The 19,641-nt window shown below is 38.6% G+C and carries 14 protein-coding genes; 4 read left to right on the top strand and 10 right to left on the bottom strand.

The window, feature by feature from the left end:
* The first annotated feature begins 3 nt into the window (after positions 1 to 3).
* The 4 genes from uxuA to AACZ30_RS04335 all read left to right on the top strand — a co-directional run bounded on the left by uxuA (position 4) and on the right by AACZ30_RS04335 (position 6,610).
* Positions 4 to 1,164, top strand: a complete 1,161-nt coding sequence (uxuA, locus tag AACZ30_RS04350; RefSeq protein WP_339647927.1) for a mannonate dehydratase — start codon at positions 4 to 6, stop codon at positions 1,162 to 1,164.
* Between the two features lie 5 nt (positions 1,165 to 1,169).
* Complete coding sequence (locus tag AACZ30_RS04345) at positions 1,170 to 2,324, top strand: endo-1,4-beta-xylanase (RefSeq protein WP_339647925.1); 1,155 nt, start codon at positions 1,170 to 1,172, stop codon at positions 2,322 to 2,324.
* Positions 2,325 to 2,326: 2 nt separating this feature from the next.
* On the top strand, positions 2,327 to 5,179 hold the full coding sequence (locus AACZ30_RS04340; protein ID WP_339647924.1) for a glycosyl hydrolase 115 family protein: 2,853 nt from the start codon (positions 2,327 to 2,329) through the stop codon (positions 5,177 to 5,179).
* A 96-nt stretch (positions 5,180 to 5,275) separates the two neighbouring features.
* Positions 5,276 to 6,610, top strand: a complete 1,335-nt coding sequence (locus AACZ30_RS04335) for a Gfo/Idh/MocA family oxidoreductase (protein WP_339647923.1) — start codon at positions 5,276 to 5,278, stop codon at positions 6,608 to 6,610.
* A gap of 18 nt (positions 6,611 to 6,628) precedes the next feature.
* On the opposite strand, the gene AACZ30_RS04330 is transcribed toward AACZ30_RS04335, so the two are convergent.
* The 10 genes from AACZ30_RS04330 to AACZ30_RS04285 form a co-directional block, all read right to left on the bottom strand.
* Positions 6,629 to 7,528 carry an SMP-30/gluconolactonase/LRE family protein gene (locus AACZ30_RS04330; protein WP_339647922.1) on the bottom strand — a complete coding sequence of 300 codons (900 nt, stop codon included), beginning with the start codon at positions 7,526 to 7,528 and terminating at the stop codon, positions 6,629 to 6,631.
* A gap of 168 nt (positions 7,529 to 7,696) precedes the next feature.
* The gene (locus AACZ30_RS04325) at positions 7,697 to 8,683 is read right to left on the bottom strand and encodes an aldo/keto reductase (RefSeq protein WP_339647921.1); all 987 of its coding nucleotides are present in this window, start codon (positions 8,681 to 8,683) and stop codon (positions 7,697 to 7,699) included.
* A gap of 36 nt (positions 8,684 to 8,719) precedes the next feature.
* Positions 8,720 to 10,297: an NADP-dependent glyceraldehyde-3-phosphate dehydrogenase gene (locus tag AACZ30_RS04320; protein ID WP_339647920.1), complete on the bottom strand. Its 1,578-nt coding sequence runs from the start codon at positions 10,295 to 10,297 to the stop codon at positions 8,720 to 8,722.
* A gap of 193 nt (positions 10,298 to 10,490) precedes the next feature.
* Positions 10,491 to 11,438, bottom strand: a complete 948-nt coding sequence (locus AACZ30_RS04315; protein WP_339647918.1) for an alpha/beta hydrolase — start codon at positions 11,436 to 11,438, stop codon at positions 10,491 to 10,493.
* A 156-nt stretch (positions 11,439 to 11,594) separates the two neighbouring features.
* Positions 11,595 to 13,214, bottom strand: coding sequence for a sodium:solute symporter (locus tag AACZ30_RS04310; protein ID WP_339647917.1), 1,620 nt, complete (start codon positions 13,212 to 13,214; stop codon positions 11,595 to 11,597).
* Between the two features lie 4 nt (positions 13,215 to 13,218).
* Positions 13,219 to 14,403, bottom strand: a complete 1,185-nt coding sequence (locus tag AACZ30_RS04305; protein WP_339647916.1) for an aldose epimerase family protein — start codon at positions 14,401 to 14,403, stop codon at positions 13,219 to 13,221.
* A 23-nt stretch (positions 14,404 to 14,426) separates the two neighbouring features.
* Positions 14,427 to 15,935 (bottom strand): L-arabinose isomerase, encoded by a 1,509-nt coding sequence (araA, locus tag AACZ30_RS04300; RefSeq protein ID WP_339647915.1) that lies wholly within the window; start codon positions 15,933 to 15,935, stop codon positions 14,427 to 14,429.
* Between the two features lie 77 nt (positions 15,936 to 16,012).
* The gene (locus tag AACZ30_RS04295; protein WP_339647914.1) at positions 16,013 to 16,717 is read right to left on the bottom strand and encodes an L-ribulose-5-phosphate 4-epimerase; all 705 of its coding nucleotides are present in this window, start codon (positions 16,715 to 16,717) and stop codon (positions 16,013 to 16,015) included.
* A complete protein-coding gene (locus AACZ30_RS04290) occupies positions 16,707 to 18,398 on the bottom strand; it encodes a ribulokinase (protein ID WP_339647913.1) in 1,692 nt (563 codons plus the stop codon). Before AACZ30_RS04290 ends, AACZ30_RS04295 begins: the two co-directional genes overlap by 11 nt.
* A 23-nt stretch (positions 18,399 to 18,421) precedes the next feature.
* On the bottom strand, positions 18,422 to 19,641 hold a 1,220-nt coding region (locus AACZ30_RS04285; RefSeq protein WP_339647912.1), incomplete at its 5' end, for a DUF6805 domain-containing protein.

The following is a 19,641-nucleotide window of genomic DNA, read 5'->3' as shown; positions in this document are numbered from 1 at the left end:
TCAATGCAACAAACAATGCGATGGTACGGCCCACACGACGTACTATCGCTAAAAGATTTAAAACAGGCAGGGATAACCGGAATAGTTACCGCTTTGCACGAAATTCCGGTAGGGGAAATTTGGACCGAAGAAGCCATTTTGGAACGCAAAAACCTGATTGAAAGTTTCGGACTGCAATGGAGCATAATTGAAAGCCTTCCCGTGCATGAAGACATCAAAAAAAGATCGGGAAAATATAAAGAATACATAAAAAATTATAAAGTAAGCCTTCAAAATATTGGCAAATGCGGCATTCGCGTTGTCGCTTATAATTTTATGCCAATTCTAGATTGGGTTCGTACAGATCATTATCATGAAAATGAAGAAGGCGCTTCAGTTTTAAAATTCGATCCTTTAAAATTCGCTTACTTCGACTTATTTCTACTGAAAAGAAAAAATGTAGAAAAAGATTATACCGAAGAGCAGATTACTGCAGCCAAAAAAGTAGGTGACAATCTTTCTTCCGAAGAAAAAGAAGAACTTTTTAAAAGTATTCTTTTAGGATTACCGGGAAGTACCGAAAATTTTACTGCCGAAATTATTAAAGAACTCCTGGAATCATATTCGCATATTAATGATGAAAAATTACGCCAAAACCTCGTTAATTTCTTATCTGAAGTTACCCCGACAGCTGAAGAAAGCAATGTAAACCTAGCTATTCATCCAGACGACCCACCTTTTTCAGTATTAGGACTGCCTCGTGTTGTGAGTAATCATCAAGACTTAAAATTTATCTTTGAAAATGTAAAAAGTAAAGCCAATGGACTATGTTATTGCACCGGCTCATTGGGCGCCAATCCCGCTCACGATCTTCTTGAGATTTATGATGAATTTGAAGAAAGAATTCATTTTTTACACCTTAGAAATGTAAGAAAAGAGGTAACAGGAGTCTTTATGGAATCTAACCACCTGGATGGCGATGTGCCAATGTTAGAGGTGGTAAAACGCATTTTAAAAACAATGCAAAAAAGAAATCAAAGTATCCCAATGCGTCCAGACCACGGCTACCTGCATACTTTAGAAGCTAATAAAAACTATTATGCAGGCTATTCTTTTATAGGTAGGTTAAAAGGTCTTGCAGAACTGCGCGGACTCGAATTAGGGTTACAGGAATCATTAAATTAAAAACTATGAATTCACTAAATATTTTGCAAAAATCGGTTTTTTTTCTTGCGTTTGCTGCAGCGTTTACCGCATGCAAATCCAATACCGATTCTGAAGAAAAAGAAGCTAAAGCTCAAACAGAAGATTCTTCAGAAATGGGACTAAAGGATTATTACGAAGATTATTTCCCAATGGGTGTGGCGGTTGCGCCAAATTCTGTTAAAGGGCAATCGGCTGAATTGATTAAAAAGGAATACAACAGTATCACGCCAGAAAATGTGATGAAAATGGGACCTATTCATCCCGAAAAAGATAAATTTTATTGGGAAGATGCCGATCTACTCGCCGAATTTGCAAAAGAAAACAATTTAAAAATGAGAGGACACGCCCTGGTTTGGCATCAACAAACCGGCGGTTGGATCTTTGTAAATGAAAATGGCGGCAAAGTAAATAAAGAAGAGCTATTAAAACGAATGAAAAATCATATAGACTCGGTAGTGCCGCGCTATTCAGATATTATTTATGCCTGGGATGTTGTAAACGAAGCCGTGGCAGATGATTCTACGAAAGTATATCGAGAATCAGAATGGCTTAAAATTGCTGGAAAAGATTTCCTGGTAAAAGCCTTTGAATATGCTCACGAAGCAGATCCAAATGTGAAGCTATTTTATAATGATTACAATGCGATTATTCCTGAAAAAAGAGACCGGATTATTGAATTATTAAAATATCTCCAGGAAAATAATGCTCCAATTGATGGTGTGGGAATTCAGGCTCACTGGTCTATTCACGGACCTTCAGAAGAAGAATTAAGAGAAGCCCTAGATTTGTATTCAGCATTAGGCCTGGAAATTCAAATTACCGAACTTGATGTTTCACTTTATCCCTGGGAAAAGGAACGCCGCGAACTTAAAGAAGGTGAATCAGATGAATTTACTCCAGAACTGGAACAAAAACAAATTGAAGTTTACGATATGTTTTTTAGGGTTTTTAGAGATTACAAAGACGTAATTACCGGGGTGACTTTCTGGAATATTTCAGACAGATATTCGTGGCTAGACACCTACCCTGTTGCGGGACGAAAGAATTATCCGCTTTTATTCGATGAAAATTTTGAACGTAAAAAAGCATACGAAAAAGTGGTTGAATTTGAAACCCAACCCGAAACCAAAACTCCTTAAAAATGCCAAAACCATCAATTATCAATTTGCAAAAAGTTTGCTCTCTTTTTCTTTGTTTCGGCTTTCTCCAAATTGCTTTTGCGCAAAAGGATTATGTAAGTTTTGAGAAGGTTGAAAAGGCTTTTCCATTAAATTCTGTAAGGCTATTTTTAGACTCAGAAGATCACGAGGGAGTTCATTTAGTTGCTGAAGATCTACAAACAGATTTCAAAATAGTAACCGGCAATGAGCCTGAAATTTATTCAGAAGAAATCAATGGAAAGTACCCGGTAATTATTGGAACTATTGGAAAAAGTAAATTGATTGATGAGTTAATTACCAGCGCTAAGTTGGACGTTTCTGAAATAGAAGGAAAATGGGAAAACTTCTTAATTGAAGTGGTTGAAAATCCATCGCCGGGAGTAGAAAAAGCTTTGGTAATTGCTGGCAGCGATAAACGAGGAACTATTTTTGGAATGTTTGATCTTTCAGAAAAAATGGGAGTTTCTCCGTGGCACTGGTGGGCAGATGTTCCGGTTAAAAAAGTAGAGCAATTATATGTAAAACCAGGAAGCTATACATCGGGAACCCCAAAAGTTAAATACCGCGGAATTTTTATAAATGATGAAGAACCTGGACTTGGAAATTGGGCCCGGGAAAAATTTGGTGGCATAAATAGCAAAATGTATGAACAGGTTTTTAAACTTATTCTGCGTTTAAAAGGAAATTATTTATGGCCTGCCATGTGGGGAAAAGCTTTTAATGAAGACGATCCTAAAAATCCGGTCTTAGCCGATAAATATGGGATTGTAATGGGAACATCTCATCACGAGCCTATGGTTAGGGCGCAAAAAGAATGGGGCACGCATCGCGAAAATTACGGGAACGGCGAGTGGGATTACCAAACCAATGCTGAAGGTTTACGTGATTTTTGGAGAGATGGTTTTGAAAGAAATCAGGATTTCGAAAATTTGGTAACCATTGGAATGCGCGGCGAGGGGGACGAACCAATGACCGAAGGTACTGCGATAGAATTACTGGAAACAATTGTTGCAGATCAGCGGGAAATTATTGCTGATGTAACTGGCAAACCCGCCAGCGAAACCCCGCAGGTTTGGGCACTTTATAAAGAAGTTCAGGATTATTACGACCAGGGAATGCGAGTTCCAGATGACGTGACTTTGCTCCTTGCTGATGACAATTGGGGAAATATTAGAAAATTACCAGATCCTGCAGATAAGGCTCGAGAAGGTGGCTACGGAATTTATTATCATTTTGATTATGTAGGTGGTCCAAGAAATTATAAATGGTTAAATACCACCCAAATTGAGCGAGTTTGGGAGCAAATGAATCTTGCGTATCAATATGACGCTACCGAATTATGGGTGGTAAACGTAGGCGATTTAAAACCTATGGAATTTCCAATTAGTTTCTTTTTAGATTTTGCCTGGGATCCGGAAGCTATAGATGCCAATGGACTTCAGGATTATTCGAAAGATTGGGCTAAAAAACTATTCGGGGATGAATATTCTTCAAAAATCGGTGAAATCTTAGATACATACACTAAGTATAATAGTCGCAGAAAACCTGAAATGTTGAGTCCGGAGACTTATAGTTTAGTCAATTATAACGAAGCGGAAAACGTAGTGAAAGATTATAATAAATTAGTTGAAAAAGCAGAAGAAATAAACAATAGACTTCCTGCGGAATATAAAGACGCCTATTATCAATTGGTTTTGTTTCCGGTTAAAGCATCGGCCAATTTAAATGAATTGTATGTGGCCACCGCCAAAAACCGATTGTATGCGGAGCAAGGTCGTGCTCTAGCAAATTCTTATGCTGAAAAAGTAAAAGAATTATATAGCAAAGATTCAGCATTAACCGAAGAATATCACAATATCGCCGATGGCAAATGGAACCATATGATGTCGCAAACTCATATTGGTTACACTTACTGGCAACAACCCGAAGAACAGGTAATGCCAGAGGTTAAAACCATTGAAGTTGCTAAAAAACCTGAAATGGGTGTTGCAATTGAAGGTTCTAAAGAATCCTGGCCCGCTTCAAATGAAACGGCAAGACTGCCAGAATTTACTTCAATAGCAGATCAAAAATCTTATGTTGAAATCTTTAATAAAGGAAAAGGAACTTTCGATTTTAAAGTCAAGAAAAAGGATAAATGGATTCAGGTTTCAGAAGAATCTGGTTCAGTTTCAGATCAAAAAAGGCTTTCTATAAGTATTGATTGGAATAAGGCCCCAAAGGGAAAATCCACAGGAAATTTTAGTATTCAGCAGGGCAGAAAATCAGTTAAAATTGAAGTTCCAATCCATAACCTCAGTCCTGGAAACATAAAAGGTTTTGTAGAAAGCAACAATTATATTGGGATAGAAGCTGCCAATTATAGCGAAAAAGGCAATGACGAACAAGGATGGACTTTAGTGCCGAATTTAGGAAAAACAGGCTCAACAATGACTGCTTTTGCTAAAACCCCAACCCACGGCGAATGGTCAAAAGATAATCCATACCTGGCATATGATTTTCATAATTTAAGCACAGGAAAAATGAAAATAGAATTCCTGCTTTCTCCTACACTCGATTTTCATAATAAGGGAGGGTTAAGATTTGCGTATTCCATTGATGATAAAGAACCGCAGATTATTAATCTGCATCAGGATACTAAAGATGATTGGGGTACTTCTGTAGGGAATAATATTACCAGGGTAACTTCAGAATTAAATCTTGAAGAAAAAGGAAATCATACGTTGAAAATTTGGGCTATAGATTCTGGAATTGCGCTTCAGAAAATAATTATTAGAAAAGGAGAAATAGGAGAATCTTATTTAGGCCCACCAGAGAGCAAAACTGCTAAATAAACAAAATTGAAGAAGATTTTCAGCTTTAAAAACCTGATTCCAGCCAATTAAAAAATAGTATATTCATTAGTGTAAAACCATTTAATTAAAAACAAGATGAGCAACCTCCCAAGACGAAAATTTTTGCAACAAACGGCATTGGCCACAGCCGGTTTAAGTTTATCTGGATCACTTTTAGCAAATCCCATTTCTATTTTTTCAGCAAATGATACGGTTAATTTTGGGGTAATTGGTTGTAAAGGAATGGGTTGGGCGAATATACAGGCACATTTAAAATTACCTAATATAAATTGTGTAGCACTGGCAGATATAGACCAGCGTGTTTTAGATGAAAGATCTGCCCAGATAAAAGAAATAAGTGGCAAGGCACCAAAACAGTATAAAGATTATCGCAAAATGTTGGAAAACAAAGATATTGATGCGGTAATTATAGGCACGCCAGACCATTGGCATTGCTTAAATATGGTAGATGCCCTACAGGCTGATAAACACGTATATGTAGAAAAACCTTTGGCTAACAGTATTGAAGAATGCAATGTAATGCTTGATGCAGGCAGGAAGTATAATAAAATGGTTCAGGTTGGCCAATGGCAACGAAGCGGGAAACATTATGATGATGCTATTAACTATGCGCAATCTGGTGAACTTGGGCAAATTCGTTTAGTAAAATGCTGGGCATATCAGGGCTGGATGAATCCAGTGCCGGTTAAACCCAATTCCACTCCTCCAGAGGGAGTAGATTACCAGATGTGGTTGGGGCCTGCACCAGATAGGCCGTTTAACGAAAATAGATTTCATTTTAATTTTAGATGGTTTTGGGATTACGCCGGTGGTTTAATGACCGATTGGGGCGTGCATGAAATTGACATCGCACTTTATGCTATGGGAGCAAAAGCACCAAAATCTATTTTAGCTTCGGGCGGAAAATTTGCTTATCCCAACGATGCTTCTGAAACTCCTGATACACTACAAACCGTCTATGAATTTGAAAGTTTTAACCTCTTGTGGGAGCACGCCACAGGTATAGATGGAGGAAACTACGGAAGAGCTGAAGGGATAGCCTTTATTGGAAATAACGGCACCTTAGTAGTAAACCGTGATGGCTGGGAAGTTATTCCTGAAGGAGAAAATAAAAATGATGAATGGGTGACCAAAACCAAAAGAATAGATCTAATTACTCCACAAGGAAACGCCCTGGAAAATCACGCCGAAAATTTTGTATCAGCTATTCGAGCAAACGATAGTTCAAAACTCACCTGCGGCGTAGAAACCGGTAGTATTGCCGCAATAACCGCACATATGGGAAATATTGCCTATAAAACCGGGAAAAAATTATACTGGAATGCTGAATCTGGATCATTCAAGGATGGTGAGGCAGATGCTTTGGTAAAAGCTAATTATCATAACGGCTGGAAATTGCCACAGGTCTAAAAAAATATGGTTTAAAAATTACCAGCGAACCCCTTTTACATTCATCTCCAGACTGTAAATAGCCTGTTGAGCAGTGATAAAAAGGGTTTGTTGGTTTTTACCACCAAAAGTCACATTTGCTGTCCAATCTTTATCTATTGGAATATGTTGAATTTTTTTTCCCGATTTATCGAAAACTGTCACGCCATTTCCGGTAAGGTAAACGTTGCCCCTATTGTCTATAGTCATCCCGTCAGAACCTAATTCAGTAAAAAGTTTTTTATCGGAAAGGCTTCCATCAGGATTAATTTTATAGGAATAGGTTTTGTTATCACCAATATCGGCGATGTACAAGGTTTTTCCATCTGGAGTGCCAATAATTCCGTTGGGTTGTATCAGATCATCTACTACAATACTTATTTCGCCCTGCGCATTCACATAGTAAACACGCTCCTCTTCAATTTCCTTTTCGGTACGTTCCCAGTAATCCCGTTGATAATAAGGATCTGTAAAGTAAAATCCGCCACCCGGGGCAATCCATAAATCATTGGGACCATTTAGACGATTGCCTTCAAAAGATTCAATTAAAACCTCAACTTCTTTTTCAGCATTAATTTTCCATATTTCAGAATTTTCATCGGCAGCAGCTAGAAGGTTTCCTTCTGAATCAAAATAAAGTCCGTTTGCCCGGCCCGAATTTTCCATAAAAACCGAAACAGCACCATCTTCTGCAGACCATTTATGGATACTGTTATTCGGTTGATCGGTAAAATAAACATTGCCCTCAGCATCTGAAGCAGGACCTTCGGTAAACTCAAATTCATTTGAAATTAGCTGCAGTTCCTGCCCTTCTTTAATTAATTCTTTTTGAGAGCGACAGGAAGTCACCCCCAAAATAAGGATAAAAAACGATAAAAATCTTAATTTAATAGTATTCATAAAAAAGCCTTTCCCTAAAGATAGGGAAAGGCTTTTAAAAGTGAATTAAACTACTGACTTATAAAGTAGATTTTCTCGTCTTTTCCTGCGAGGTTTTTTTTACACCTCGTAGGTATATAATCACTAGGAAACCTACAAGGTCAAAAAAAAGACCTTGCAGGAATAAAATTACCACCTGTGGTGAATATCCTGTTTTAGATATTCATCATAGATTTTATTCATTTCTTTAATTTTTTCATTGCTTAGCTCCGGCCTGTCATAGATAGATAGGTTAGACAGCAATTGTTCTTCTTTTGAAGCTCCTGGGATAGTACAACTAACCTCAGGGAATTTAAGTATCCATTGCAGCGCAATTGGAGCGAGGTTTTGAACTTCAGGAAAGAATTTTTTAAGTTTTTCTACCGCTTTTAAACCACGATCGAAGTCTATTCCTGAAAAGGTTTCGCCTTTATCGAAAGCTTCTCCATTTCGATTAAAATTTCGGTGATCCTCTTTATCAAAACTGGCATTTTTATCGAATTTACCAGTTAATAAACCACTGGCAAGTGGAACGCGGGCAATAATTCCGATATTCTTCTTTTTAGCCTGTTCAAAGAAAAGCTCTGAAGGTCGCTGCCGGAATAAATTAAATATAATTTGAACGGTTTCTACATTATCATATTCAATCGCTTTTAAAGCCTCTTCAACTTTTTCAACACTAACCCCAAAATGCAATATTTTTCCCTGATCTTTTAATTTCTGAAAAGTTTCAAAGATCTCAGGGCGATAATATACATCGGTGGGTGGACAGTGTAACTGGATTAGATCTAGCGCTTCAAAACCGGTTCTTTTAAGGCTTTCTTCTACATAGCCGGTAAGTGCTTCAGGCGTATAATTCTCTGCCGTATGCGGGTTAATTTGTCTTCCGCATTTGGTAGCCACAAAAACACGCTCAGACCTGGATCTAACCACTCGGCCCACGGCTTTTTCACTTAAACCGGCTTCGTAAACATCGGCCGTATCAATAAAATTAATTCCTTTATCTATGGCGGTATTAATAGTTTTTTCAGCAGTTTTATCACTAAAATCTGATCCCCACTTTCCACCTATTTGCCAGGTTCCGAGGGAAATCTCTGAAATTTCAAAACCTGTTTTTCCTAATTTTCTATAATTCATATAATTTTTTTCTTCTTTCAATTTACAAAAACCTCACTACAAGATATAATCTGTACTTACAAAATTGGAAGTTTTTGAGTTTAATAATTCCTGTAAGATCTCATTATTGTAATCATTATCTTTTGAAGCTACAAAAGTCCTGATTGAGAAAGATCTTAAGGCATCGTGAACACTTAGCGTACTTACCGCGGAATCTTTTCTTCCTGTAAAAGGAAAAACATCTGGCCCACGCTGGCAGGAGCTATTAAGATTTACACGACACACCAAATTTACAAGTGTATCTATAAGCGGGGCGATTTCCTGAATATCCTTACCAAATAAACTCACCTGTTGGCCATAGCTGGAATCAGCCATTTCATCTAAAATCTCCTGAATATCTGTAAAAGGTTTAATTGGTACCACGGGACCAAATTGTTCTTCCTGGTAAACCCGCATTTTTTTGCTTACCGGGAAAAGAACTGCCGGATAGATATAATTTTCTGAAATTTCACCACCCTTTTCATTCAAGATTTCGGCACCTTTTTCCCTGGCGTCATCAATTAGTTCTTTAATATAATCGGGTTTATCGGTTTCAGGCAAAGGAGTAAGTTTTACGCCATCTTCCCAGGGATTCCCAAATTTTAAAGCATCTACTTTTTTAGCAAAACGCTTATTAAATTCCTCCCTTACATCTTCGTGAACATAAATAATTTTAAGCGCGGTACAGCGTTGCCCGTTAAAGGATAAGGACCCCGAAATACACTCTTCAATGGCAAGATCTAAATCGGCATCAGGTAAAATAATGGCCGGATTTTTTGCTTCCAAACCTAAAACAAGACGCAAACGGTTTTTATAAGGATGCTGATCCTGCAATGCGATAGCCGATTTGCTATTTCCAATAAGCGCTAACACATCAATTTTTCCTGCCGCCATGATAGGCGCTGCTACTTCCCTACCACGACCATAAATTACATTTACAACCCCAGGTGGAAAACTGTTTTTGAATGCTTCAAGAAGTGGAGAAATAAGTAGAACTCCATTTTTTGCCGGTTTAAAAATTACCGTATTCCCCATAATAAGAGCGGGAATTAACAAGGCAAAAGTTTCATTTAAAGGATAGTTATACGGCCCTAAACATAAAACCACGCCAAGCGGACCACGGCGAATATGCGCGTGAATACCATCACGTTTAAAGAATTTAGCACTATCACGATCTAATTGTTTATAATCTTCAATAGTATCATTAATATATTCAACTGTTCGGTCAAATTCTTTGCGAGAATCAGGGAGTGACTTACCAATTTCCCACATTAAATATTTTACAACTTCTTCCCGTTTGGTTTCCATTTCAGCTACGAAATTCTGCATACAGGAAATTCGCTCTGAAACCTTCATGGTAGGCCAGTCGCCCTGCCCTTTGGCATAAGCTTTACAAGCTGAATCTAAAACTTCCAGCGCAGAATCTTTATCCATATGCGGAATAGTACCCAGTAAAGTTGGTTTGTACTTCTCTGTGGAAGAAATAGTGGAATAAACCTCATCTGTCTGGCCCTTCCATTTAATCAATTCCCCATTACTAAGGTAGTGTTGTTGATGAAGCAAGTTTTTGATCTGGAATTCCTGTGGTATTTTCATAATTTAAGTTTAAAAAGCTGGTTTAATAAGAGTTAGTTTTTAAAATATTTTTCTGATTATTAGAAAAACAACTATAACCGGGACAAAAACTACAGTTTCATCCCGGTTATAGTTGTTTTATTACTTTTTTTCTTCTCCAGAATTGGTTAAGAAAAGGTCGTTAGGCATTTAAAATTACACAAAAAACCTCACATTATTCTTCAGAATTGGATACAAGAAATTTATTAACCTTCAACCAGTGAATAAAAGCATCAAACCAGCGATTACTGGTACGGTCTGGATTTCCAAGTCCGAAGCCATGGCCTCCGTTTTGATAAAGGTGAAACTCCACCGGTTTACCGGCCTTATGCCAGGCTTCGATTAAACCAAACTCCCCGTAGAAGAGAAAATCATCGGCAGCAATAACGTTGAACATAGGAGGAGCATCTTCTGGAACTTCTACTTCATTTAAACCTCCATAGATTGGAGCGATAAATGCCAGGTCCATGGTTTTGGAATTAAGTGTTGAATGCATGGTAAGACCGGCACCGGCCGAAAATCCCATCATACCAATATTGCTTGTATCAACTCCCCATTCTTCAGCCCGCTCAACGATCATAGCATAAGCAGCCTCGGCATCTTCGAGTTGGTTAGAAAGGTTAGAGCGCGGTCTTTCCGGGCGCGTTTCCGGCTCGTCGTCTGAAGATTCGGCTGGAGGAGTGGCAGGTCTTTCCATGGACGCCCTAAAATCATCCAGCGATTCAGGAGTTGGGTGTAAGCGATATTTTAGTACAAAAGCGGTGATTCCCTGTTCTGCAAGCGCTTCGGCAACTTCCCAACCTTCATTACCTAAAGAAAGCCACCTAAAGCCCCCACCGGGAGCTACAATTACAGTTGTTCCGTTGGCTTTTTCAGGATCGGGCAGAAATGGAGTAAGAGTCGCTTTGGTTATATTTCTTGCCATGGGATCTCCCCACTGGCGAAACCAGGTTTCTGAAGCGGGTTGATTTTCAACCCCACCTGTTTCTAACGGAATAGCATTAGGTTCTTGAGGAGTTTCAAGAGGGTAGATTGTTCCGTCTTGCGCCATTCCCGATGCAGCAACGAGAAATAAAATCGACCAAATGGCAGACTTCGCTAAGTTAATTGGTGTGTTAGACATAATAAATTAGTTTTAAAGTTAGTTATTCAAAAAAATATAATTCACATTTTAAGGTTCACTTATTATTAATCGGTATCTCCAATACTTCCTACTCAACCTGGTCGATTTTAATATATCTATATAAGTGCCATTTTAGGGCAATTAATTACTCAGCAATTATCTTCCGTTAAAAAAAATCATCACTCCAATAACCAATACTACTACAAGAATAGAAACTACAATATCAACCCAGTTATAGCTGTTTTTGTTGTTTTTCTTTTCTTCTTCAGAAATTGTCTGGAACGTAAGATTATCGGTTTTAATTTTTGAAGGAATACTGGTTAAGAAACTTACCACGGTAATTAGCACTACACAGAAAAGGAAGAACCAGGCCGCGAAAGTTAAAAAGTTAATATCTCCTACCAGGAATAAGAACCCGTCTGGATCTAAGGAATCTTTAAATAATTCCAGGATAATCCTGAGAGCTCCTACAATAAATCCAACAACTAAAGTCACAAAAGCACCCTGTGCGTTTATACGCTTATAGAAAATACCCAGTAGGAATACAGCGGTAATTGGAGGTGCGATATATGATTGTACTTTCTGTAAATATTCATATAAAACTCCGGAAATATTCGCCATAATCGGGATCCAAATAATTCCAATGATCACGATAATCACAGTAGCGATTTGCCCGGTTCTCACCAGTTTTTTCTCCGGGGTATTCGGTCTTAATTTTTTATAAATATCTACCGTAAATAAGGTAGAACAAGAATTAAAAACTGAAGCTAGAGAACTCATTAAAGCGGCCAGTAAACCGGCAGCTACAAGTCCGCGTAATCCAGAAGGCAACAAGTTACTCATCAAAACAGGAAAAGCTTCATCTGGGCTATCCCAATGCAATTCTCCACGCATCTTAAGCGTAAGGGCGATAATACCCGGAATTAAGAATAAGAATACGGGAAGTAATTTTAGCAAAGCGCCAAAAATAGTTCCTCGTCTTCCTTCTTTAATGTTCTTTGCGGTAAGTGCACGTTGCACAATATACTGGTCTGTACACCAATACCAAATACCTACAATTGTACTGGTAATTAACAGTGATGGCCAGGGAAAATCGGGATCTGAAGCAGAGCGCCACATATTAAGATATTCGGGCGTTACGGTTTCTTTCATACTTGCCCAACCTCCTACTTCATCTAAGCCGATAAACGTAAGGGCAGCAGCACCAAGCACAAGAATAATAGCTTGCAGGGTTTCAGTATAAACAACTGCCCGCATTCCGCCTAAAACGGTATAAATACCGGTTAAGATTACCGTAGAAAGTGCTCCGGTCCAGAAATTGATTCCGAGTAAAGCAGAAACCACAATACCACCTGCATAAATTGTTACCGAGATTTTTGTAAGTACATAGGCGATTATAGAAAATACAGATAACACCCATCTTGACCTGGCATCAAATCGTTTTTCCAGAAATTCTGGCATTGTAAAAACACCACTCCTGGCGTAAAATGGTAAAAATACCCAGCCAAGAATAAGCACTACCCAGGCCTGTATTTCATAAATAAGCATTGGCAGCTTATTCCCCGCACCGGCACCGGCAAGACCAACAACGTGTTCTGAACCAATATTGGATGCAAAAATTGATGCGCCAACTACAAACCAACCTACATTTCTCCCGGCAAGAAAATAATCTTCGGTATTAGACTGTTTTTTTCTTATTACCCAAAAGGCAATTCCTGCTAACACCAAAAAGTACAGGCTAATCGCAATCCAGTCATAAATATCTAATGCTTTCATAAACTTATTTTACTGAAAATTTAAAACTGGTTTTTGAAGAATAAGTCTCTCCCGGCTCCAATACTACAGAAGGAAAACCTTCCTGATTTGGAGAATCTGGGTAATGTTGCGTTTCAAGACAAAAGCCACTTCTATGACCGTAGTTTCCTTCGCCATCTGCCTGGGGAAGTGTCCCGTCTAGAAAATTCCCTGAATAAAACTGAATTCCCGGCTCATTGGTGTGAACCTCCAGAATTCTACCACTTTCTTCGTGATAAGCTGAAGCTGCAAAGCGCATCCCACTATCCTGCTCGTTTAACACCCAGCAATGATCGTAACCCTGCCCGCGTTGTAATTGTTCATCTTTTTCCTCAATATGCTGTTCCACGGTTTTCGCCTCCCGGAAATCAAAAGGAGTTCCTGCCACATCCTTTAGTTCACCAGTTGGGATCAAAGTTTCGTTTACCGGTAAAAATTCATCAGCATTTATTTCAATTTTATGATCTAAAATAGTTTCAGAAAAGTCTCCTGAAAGGTTAAAATAAGCGTGCTGGGTTAAATTCAATACGGTTTTCTTATCGGTTGTCGCATTATAATCAACTTCCAGGGCGTTATCCTCAGTTAAAGTGTAAACAACCGTAGTTTCCAGGGTTCCAGGATAACCTTCCTCCATATCTTCACTTATATAAGAAAGGCTAAGGGAATTTGCACTGGCATCATCTACAGTCCAAACCACTTTATCAAAACCTTTTTCCCCACCGTGCAAATGGTTCTGTCCGTCATTTTGAGCCAAAGTATACTCTTCACCATCTAAGGTGAATTTTCCATTTGCAATGCGGTTTCCAAAACGGCCAATTAGAGCTCCAAAAAACGGATTGTCTTTCATGTATTGCTCTAAAGAATCAAATCCTAAAACCACATTCTCAAATTCGTCGTTCTTATTGGGAGCTTTTAAAGAAGTAATTCTACCACCATACGTGATTATTTTCACTTCCATACCATTTTCGTTGGTAAGCGTATATTTCGCTACTTTTTCACCATCAGAAGTGGTACCGTAGTCTTCTTTTTGCATTTCCGTTTTTTGGCTTTTTTCGGTATTCATTTCATTTTCTTTAGTTTCAGCTTCCTTGTCGCTATTTTTACACTGAATAAAAAACAAGGACAGAAAAACTATCCCGAAGCCGAAAAGATTATTTGTTGAAATTCTCATAATTAGATGCGTTAGGTTAGAAATTACATTCCGTGTTGAAACATATGGTAATACGCCTCGTTAGCGTTTATTTTATCTTTGAACTCCCTAATACTGGTTTTTTCGTCTATAACCAGTAATTCAATCCCCGCTATATCGGCAAAATCTTCCAAAAACTCAGTGGTTAATGCCTGGGTATACACCGTATGATGAGCTCCCCCTGCTAAAATCCAGGAAGTAGCTGCAACTTCAAGGTTTGGTTTTGCATCCCAAAGCACACGCGCTACAGGTAAATTTGGCAAATCGGCTTCCGGGGCAACTGCTTCCACTTCGTTTACAATTAGCCTAAATCTGTTGCCCATATCTATTAACGATGCATTTAAAGCATCGCCCTTTGGAGCGTTGAAAACCAATCTCACGGGGTCCTCTTTTCCTCCAATTCCAAGCGGATGAACTTCACAGGTTGGCTTCGTATCAGCAATTGAAGGACAAATTTCCAACATATGTGAGCCTAAAACATAAGATTTTTGTGGGGTGAAATGATAGGTGTAATCTTCCATAAAAGAAGTTCCTTCTTCTAATCCAACAGCCATAACTTTCATAGCACGTAAAAGCGCTGCGGTTTTCCAATCGCCTTCTGCGCCAAAACCGTAGCCATCTGCCATTAAGCGTTGCACGGCAATACCAGGAAGTTGTTTGAGATTCCCAAGATTTTCAAAAGTATCGGTAAAAGCTTTAAAACCACCTTCGTCTAAAAATGATCTTAATCCTAATTCAATTTTAGCGGCATCAATCAAAGAATCTCTTTGTGCACCACCTTCTTTCAGGTCCTGACTTAAGTTATAATCAGCTTCATATTTCTTCAGTAATTCATTTATTTTTTCTTCTGAAATTTTATCAATATGCGCTACCACTTCTGAAGAATCATAACCGTTTACGGCCATTCCAAATTTCATTTCAGCGGCCACTTTATCACCTTCGGTAACGGCTACATTCCGCATATTATCGCCAATACGTGCCACTTTTAGATGCTGAAGTTCGTCCCAACCTAAAACCACTCGAGACCAAATCCCAAGTTTTTGCTGAACGCGATCGGTCTTCCAATGGCCAACAATTACTTTGCGCTTTTTACGCATTCTACTCATCATAAAACCAAATTCCCTATCTCCGTGAGCTGACTGATGAAGATTCATATAATCCATATCAATTCTACCCCACGGAATTTCAGCATTAAATTGCGTATGCAAATGGCAAAGTGGCTTTTTAAGTAAACTTAGCCCTTTAATCCACATTTTGGCAGGCGAAAAAGTATGCATCCAGGCTACGATTCCAATACAGTTTTTATTGGCATTGGCGTCCTGACAAATATCAGTGATCTCATCGGCCGTCTTCACGGTATCCTTCCATACTATTTTTAGCGGAAGATGTTTCGATTCATTAAGTCCGTTTACAATTGCTTTTGAATCGGCTGCAACCTGGTTTAAGGTTTCATCGCCGTATAAATGCTGGCTCCCGGTGACGAACCATATTTCTTTTGCTTCTATATTTATCATTTGAATTCAGAATTATTTAGTTTTTTAAAAAACCCCACAGGTTTTTGAAGCCTGTGAGGTGATTATTAGGGTAGATATTAATTTTGGCCGTAATAGGCATTTTTGCCGTGTTTACGTTCGTAATGTTTTTTGATTAAGGAATCTTTCATCCTAGGTGCTTCCGGATTAATTTGTTTGGTAAGCAATGCCATCTTAGCTACTTCTTCCAAAACTTTACTATTGTACACAGCTTTAGCGGCATTTTTTCCCCAGGTAAAGGGACCGTGATTACCTATTAACACCATAGGCACTTCCTCGTAAGAAAGCTTTTTATCTTTAAAACAATCCAAAATCTGGATACCGGTATTATGTTCGTAATTCCCTTCTATTAGTTCATCACGCATTGGTGGTGCGCAAGGAATATCGGCGGTAAGATGATCGGCGTGAGTAGTTCCAAAAATAGGAATATCTAATTGCGACTGTGCCCAGGCTACAGAATATGTAGCGTGAGTATGGGCGATTCCGCCAATGTTTTCCCAGTTTTTATAAAGAAAAGCGTGGGTTTTGGTATCAGAAGAAGGTCTCATTTCACCTTCAATCACATTATTATCAAAATCCAGAATTACAATGTCTTCCGGTTTTAATTCATCATAAGGAACGCCACTTGGCTTAATTGCAAAAACCTTTTTTTCACGATCTACAGCACTTACGTTTCCGAAAGTGTAGATCACCAGATTTAAGGTATCAAGTTCCATATTGGCTTCGTAACATTCCTGTTTAAGTGCTTTATATTTAGAGCTCATTTACGGTAGATTTTCGGTTAATATTGTTTTCAACAAAAGCGCCCAATTCTTTATATTCTTCCATTAAACTGGCGTAAGTATCCAAAGCTTCCGGTTCAGGATGATATTCGGCTTCAAAATCGCTACCCAGTTTTTTACTGGCCTCGATTACATTTGGATAAAGCCCCGCAGCAACAGCTGCGTAAACCGCAGCACCAAGCGCAGGAGCTTCATCTGAAGAAGCAACTTTTATGGGCATATTCAAGACGTTGGCTAGGGTTTGCATAATAAAAGGCGATTTTCTTGCTACTCCCCCAATACCAATTACGCTATTTATTTTTACTCCTTCTTCTTCAAAACGATCTACAATTTGTTTGGAACCAAAGCAAATGGCATTGATAAGCGCTTTAAAAATATGAGGTGCTTTTGAACCAAGCGAAAGTTTGGTAATCGCACTTTTTAACTCCTGGTTAGCATCAGGAGTTCTTCTCCCGTTTATCCAGTCTAAGGCAATAGGAATACTTTCTGAAAGCGGAATTTCTTCGGCTGCTTCAGAAAGTTTTTTAATGAAATCTTTATCAATTTCATCTCTAAGTTTTGCTTTTTGTTCTTCGGAAATAATAGTTGAATTAAAAACCAGGTTTTCTAAAGGCCAGTTAAGTACATCTTTAAACCAGGCCAACACATCACCAAAAGCTGACTGCCCAGCTTCAAGACCAATCATTTTAGGAATTACCGATCCATCTACCTGTCCGCAGATTCCGCGAACGGTTTTATCTCCAACATTTTCCTGTTCTGAAACGATAATATCACAGGTAGAAGTTCCCATTACGCGAACTAAGGTGTGCTTATCTATTTTTGCACCAACCGCCCCGGAGTGAGCATCAAAGGTTCCAACCGCGATCACACAATCGGTAGAAAGTCCAAGCTTTTCGGCCCAGGCTGCACTTAGATTTCCGGCAACCTCATCTGAAGTATAGGTTTCTGTATATAATCTATCTCTTAATTCGCCTAAGTAGGGATCCAGTTGATTAAGGAAATCTTTAGGGGGAAGTCCGCCCCAGCTTTCGTGCCACATCGCTTTGTGACCGGCAGCACAACGGCTTCGTTTAAAAGAAGCTAAATCCTGATTTTCAATAAGCATAAACGTCATTAGATCGCAATGTTCCATCCAGGAATAGACGGCATTTTTCACGGCTTCATCTTCACGAATTACATGCGCAATTTTTGCCCAAAACCATTCAGAAGAATAAATTCCACCTTCGTATTTGGTAAAATCTTCCCCGCCCCAGGTCCTGGCCAATTCGTTGATTTCATTGGCCTCGTTAATGGCGGTGTGGTCTTTCCAAAGAACCATCATCACGTTTGGATTCTCTTTAAAACCTTCTTCAAATGCCAGCGGAGTACCTTCCTTTGTAACCGCAATTGGTGAGGACCCGGTAGTATCAATACAAATTCCTTTTACAGCGGAACCATCAATATTGGTTTTTGCTAAAACACCTTTAATTGTTTTTTCTAAGCCTTCAATATGGTCTGCCGGGTGTTGGCGAAACTGGTTGATTGCTGCATCACAATATTTCTTATCACGCCATTGCGGATAATAAAATGTATCAGTGGCCAATTCTTCTCCACTCCCTGTGTCTACAAGTACCGCACGAACAGAGTCGGTACCGTAATCCAGGCCTATAACGTAATTCTTCATTTTCTTTTAAATCTTCTTTATTTTTATTCTTTTAATAATCTCACATCATAAATCCCTGCTGTTCTGGAACCCGATTTGGCTTCAAAACGTATGGTGATTTTTTCCTCTTCATTATATTCTAAATTGTTTGGCAGTTTATATTCTTTAGAAAAAAATTGGTCGCCTTCTTCGCCATTAAAATTTTCTTCCGCCAGAACTTTATCATTTATATAAATACTGAATTCCCTATTTGCATCTTTTCCGTAATAAGTAATTTGAAGTTTTTTGGCATTATTCTCCGTATCTTTTAAATCGTAACTAAACCATCCCGTAGCATCACGCCAATGACGATCTTGATGAACGCCGGTGTTAGAATCTTTACTTTGAATAAAATGATCTGACTCCGGTTGTTGTTCACCGGGAACTACCCTGTCTATGGTATTTGCTTCCAGTTCACGCTCAACGATTTCCTTTTCCTTTAAGTCTTTTTGTTTTTTCTGGTAACTTTCTTTCGTTTCCAGTGCAAGATAAATGGCATATCTGGACTCGTGAATATTATAAAAAGGAATAAATTCCTGTGCCTTAAACTTTTCTGGATAGATCCCCTCTGAGATTGAAAAACTTAGATTTTCACCTGGATTTTTTCTGACTTTCTTCACCAGATCTTCTAGATTTTCAGATAAAAATACAGGCATTTGAGAGCTTGGTATTTGAGTACCATCTGCAATATGGCCACCCCGACTATCATCAGCAAAAATTCCTTTTTGATCTTGCTCCCCGGTTTTTGTTCCTAAAACAATTGGCCCATATTTTATCGCGGCATAATCTGAACCATCGGGAAGTTTTTCAGCAGTAATATGCATAGGTAATTCCACTTTTATTTTATCTCCGTTTTTCCAGGTTCGGTTAATGCCTACATAAGAACCCGGCTCCTGATTTACTGCAAAAGATTCTTCATTTATAAATATTTTAAACTGATCTTTTTTTACCCAGGAAGGATACCTGAGATTAAGAATAAAATTTTTCGGTTCCTCAGTCTTAATGCCAAGGTTCGTGGTTTCTTCTTTAGGAAAATCAGTTTGCTGCAGTATTTCTACATCTTGTTCTTTCCACTTTAAGGTTGAAGAAATAAAAAGATTTACATACAATTCATTTTCGGAATGAGTGTAAATAAACTGGTTATACTTCCCGTGATTTTCAATTCCGGAACCTACACAGCACCAAAAACTCGTTTCCGGCTGGGAGTAAACCCGGTAATGGCCGG

The sequence above is a fragment of the uncultured Salegentibacter sp. genome (assembly GCF_963972535.1).
Classification (GTDB): Bacteria; Bacteroidota; Bacteroidia; order Flavobacteriales; family Flavobacteriaceae; genus Salegentibacter.
Note: the sequence above shows the minus strand (reverse complement) of the source record. Positions and strands in the feature narration are given on the sequence as shown.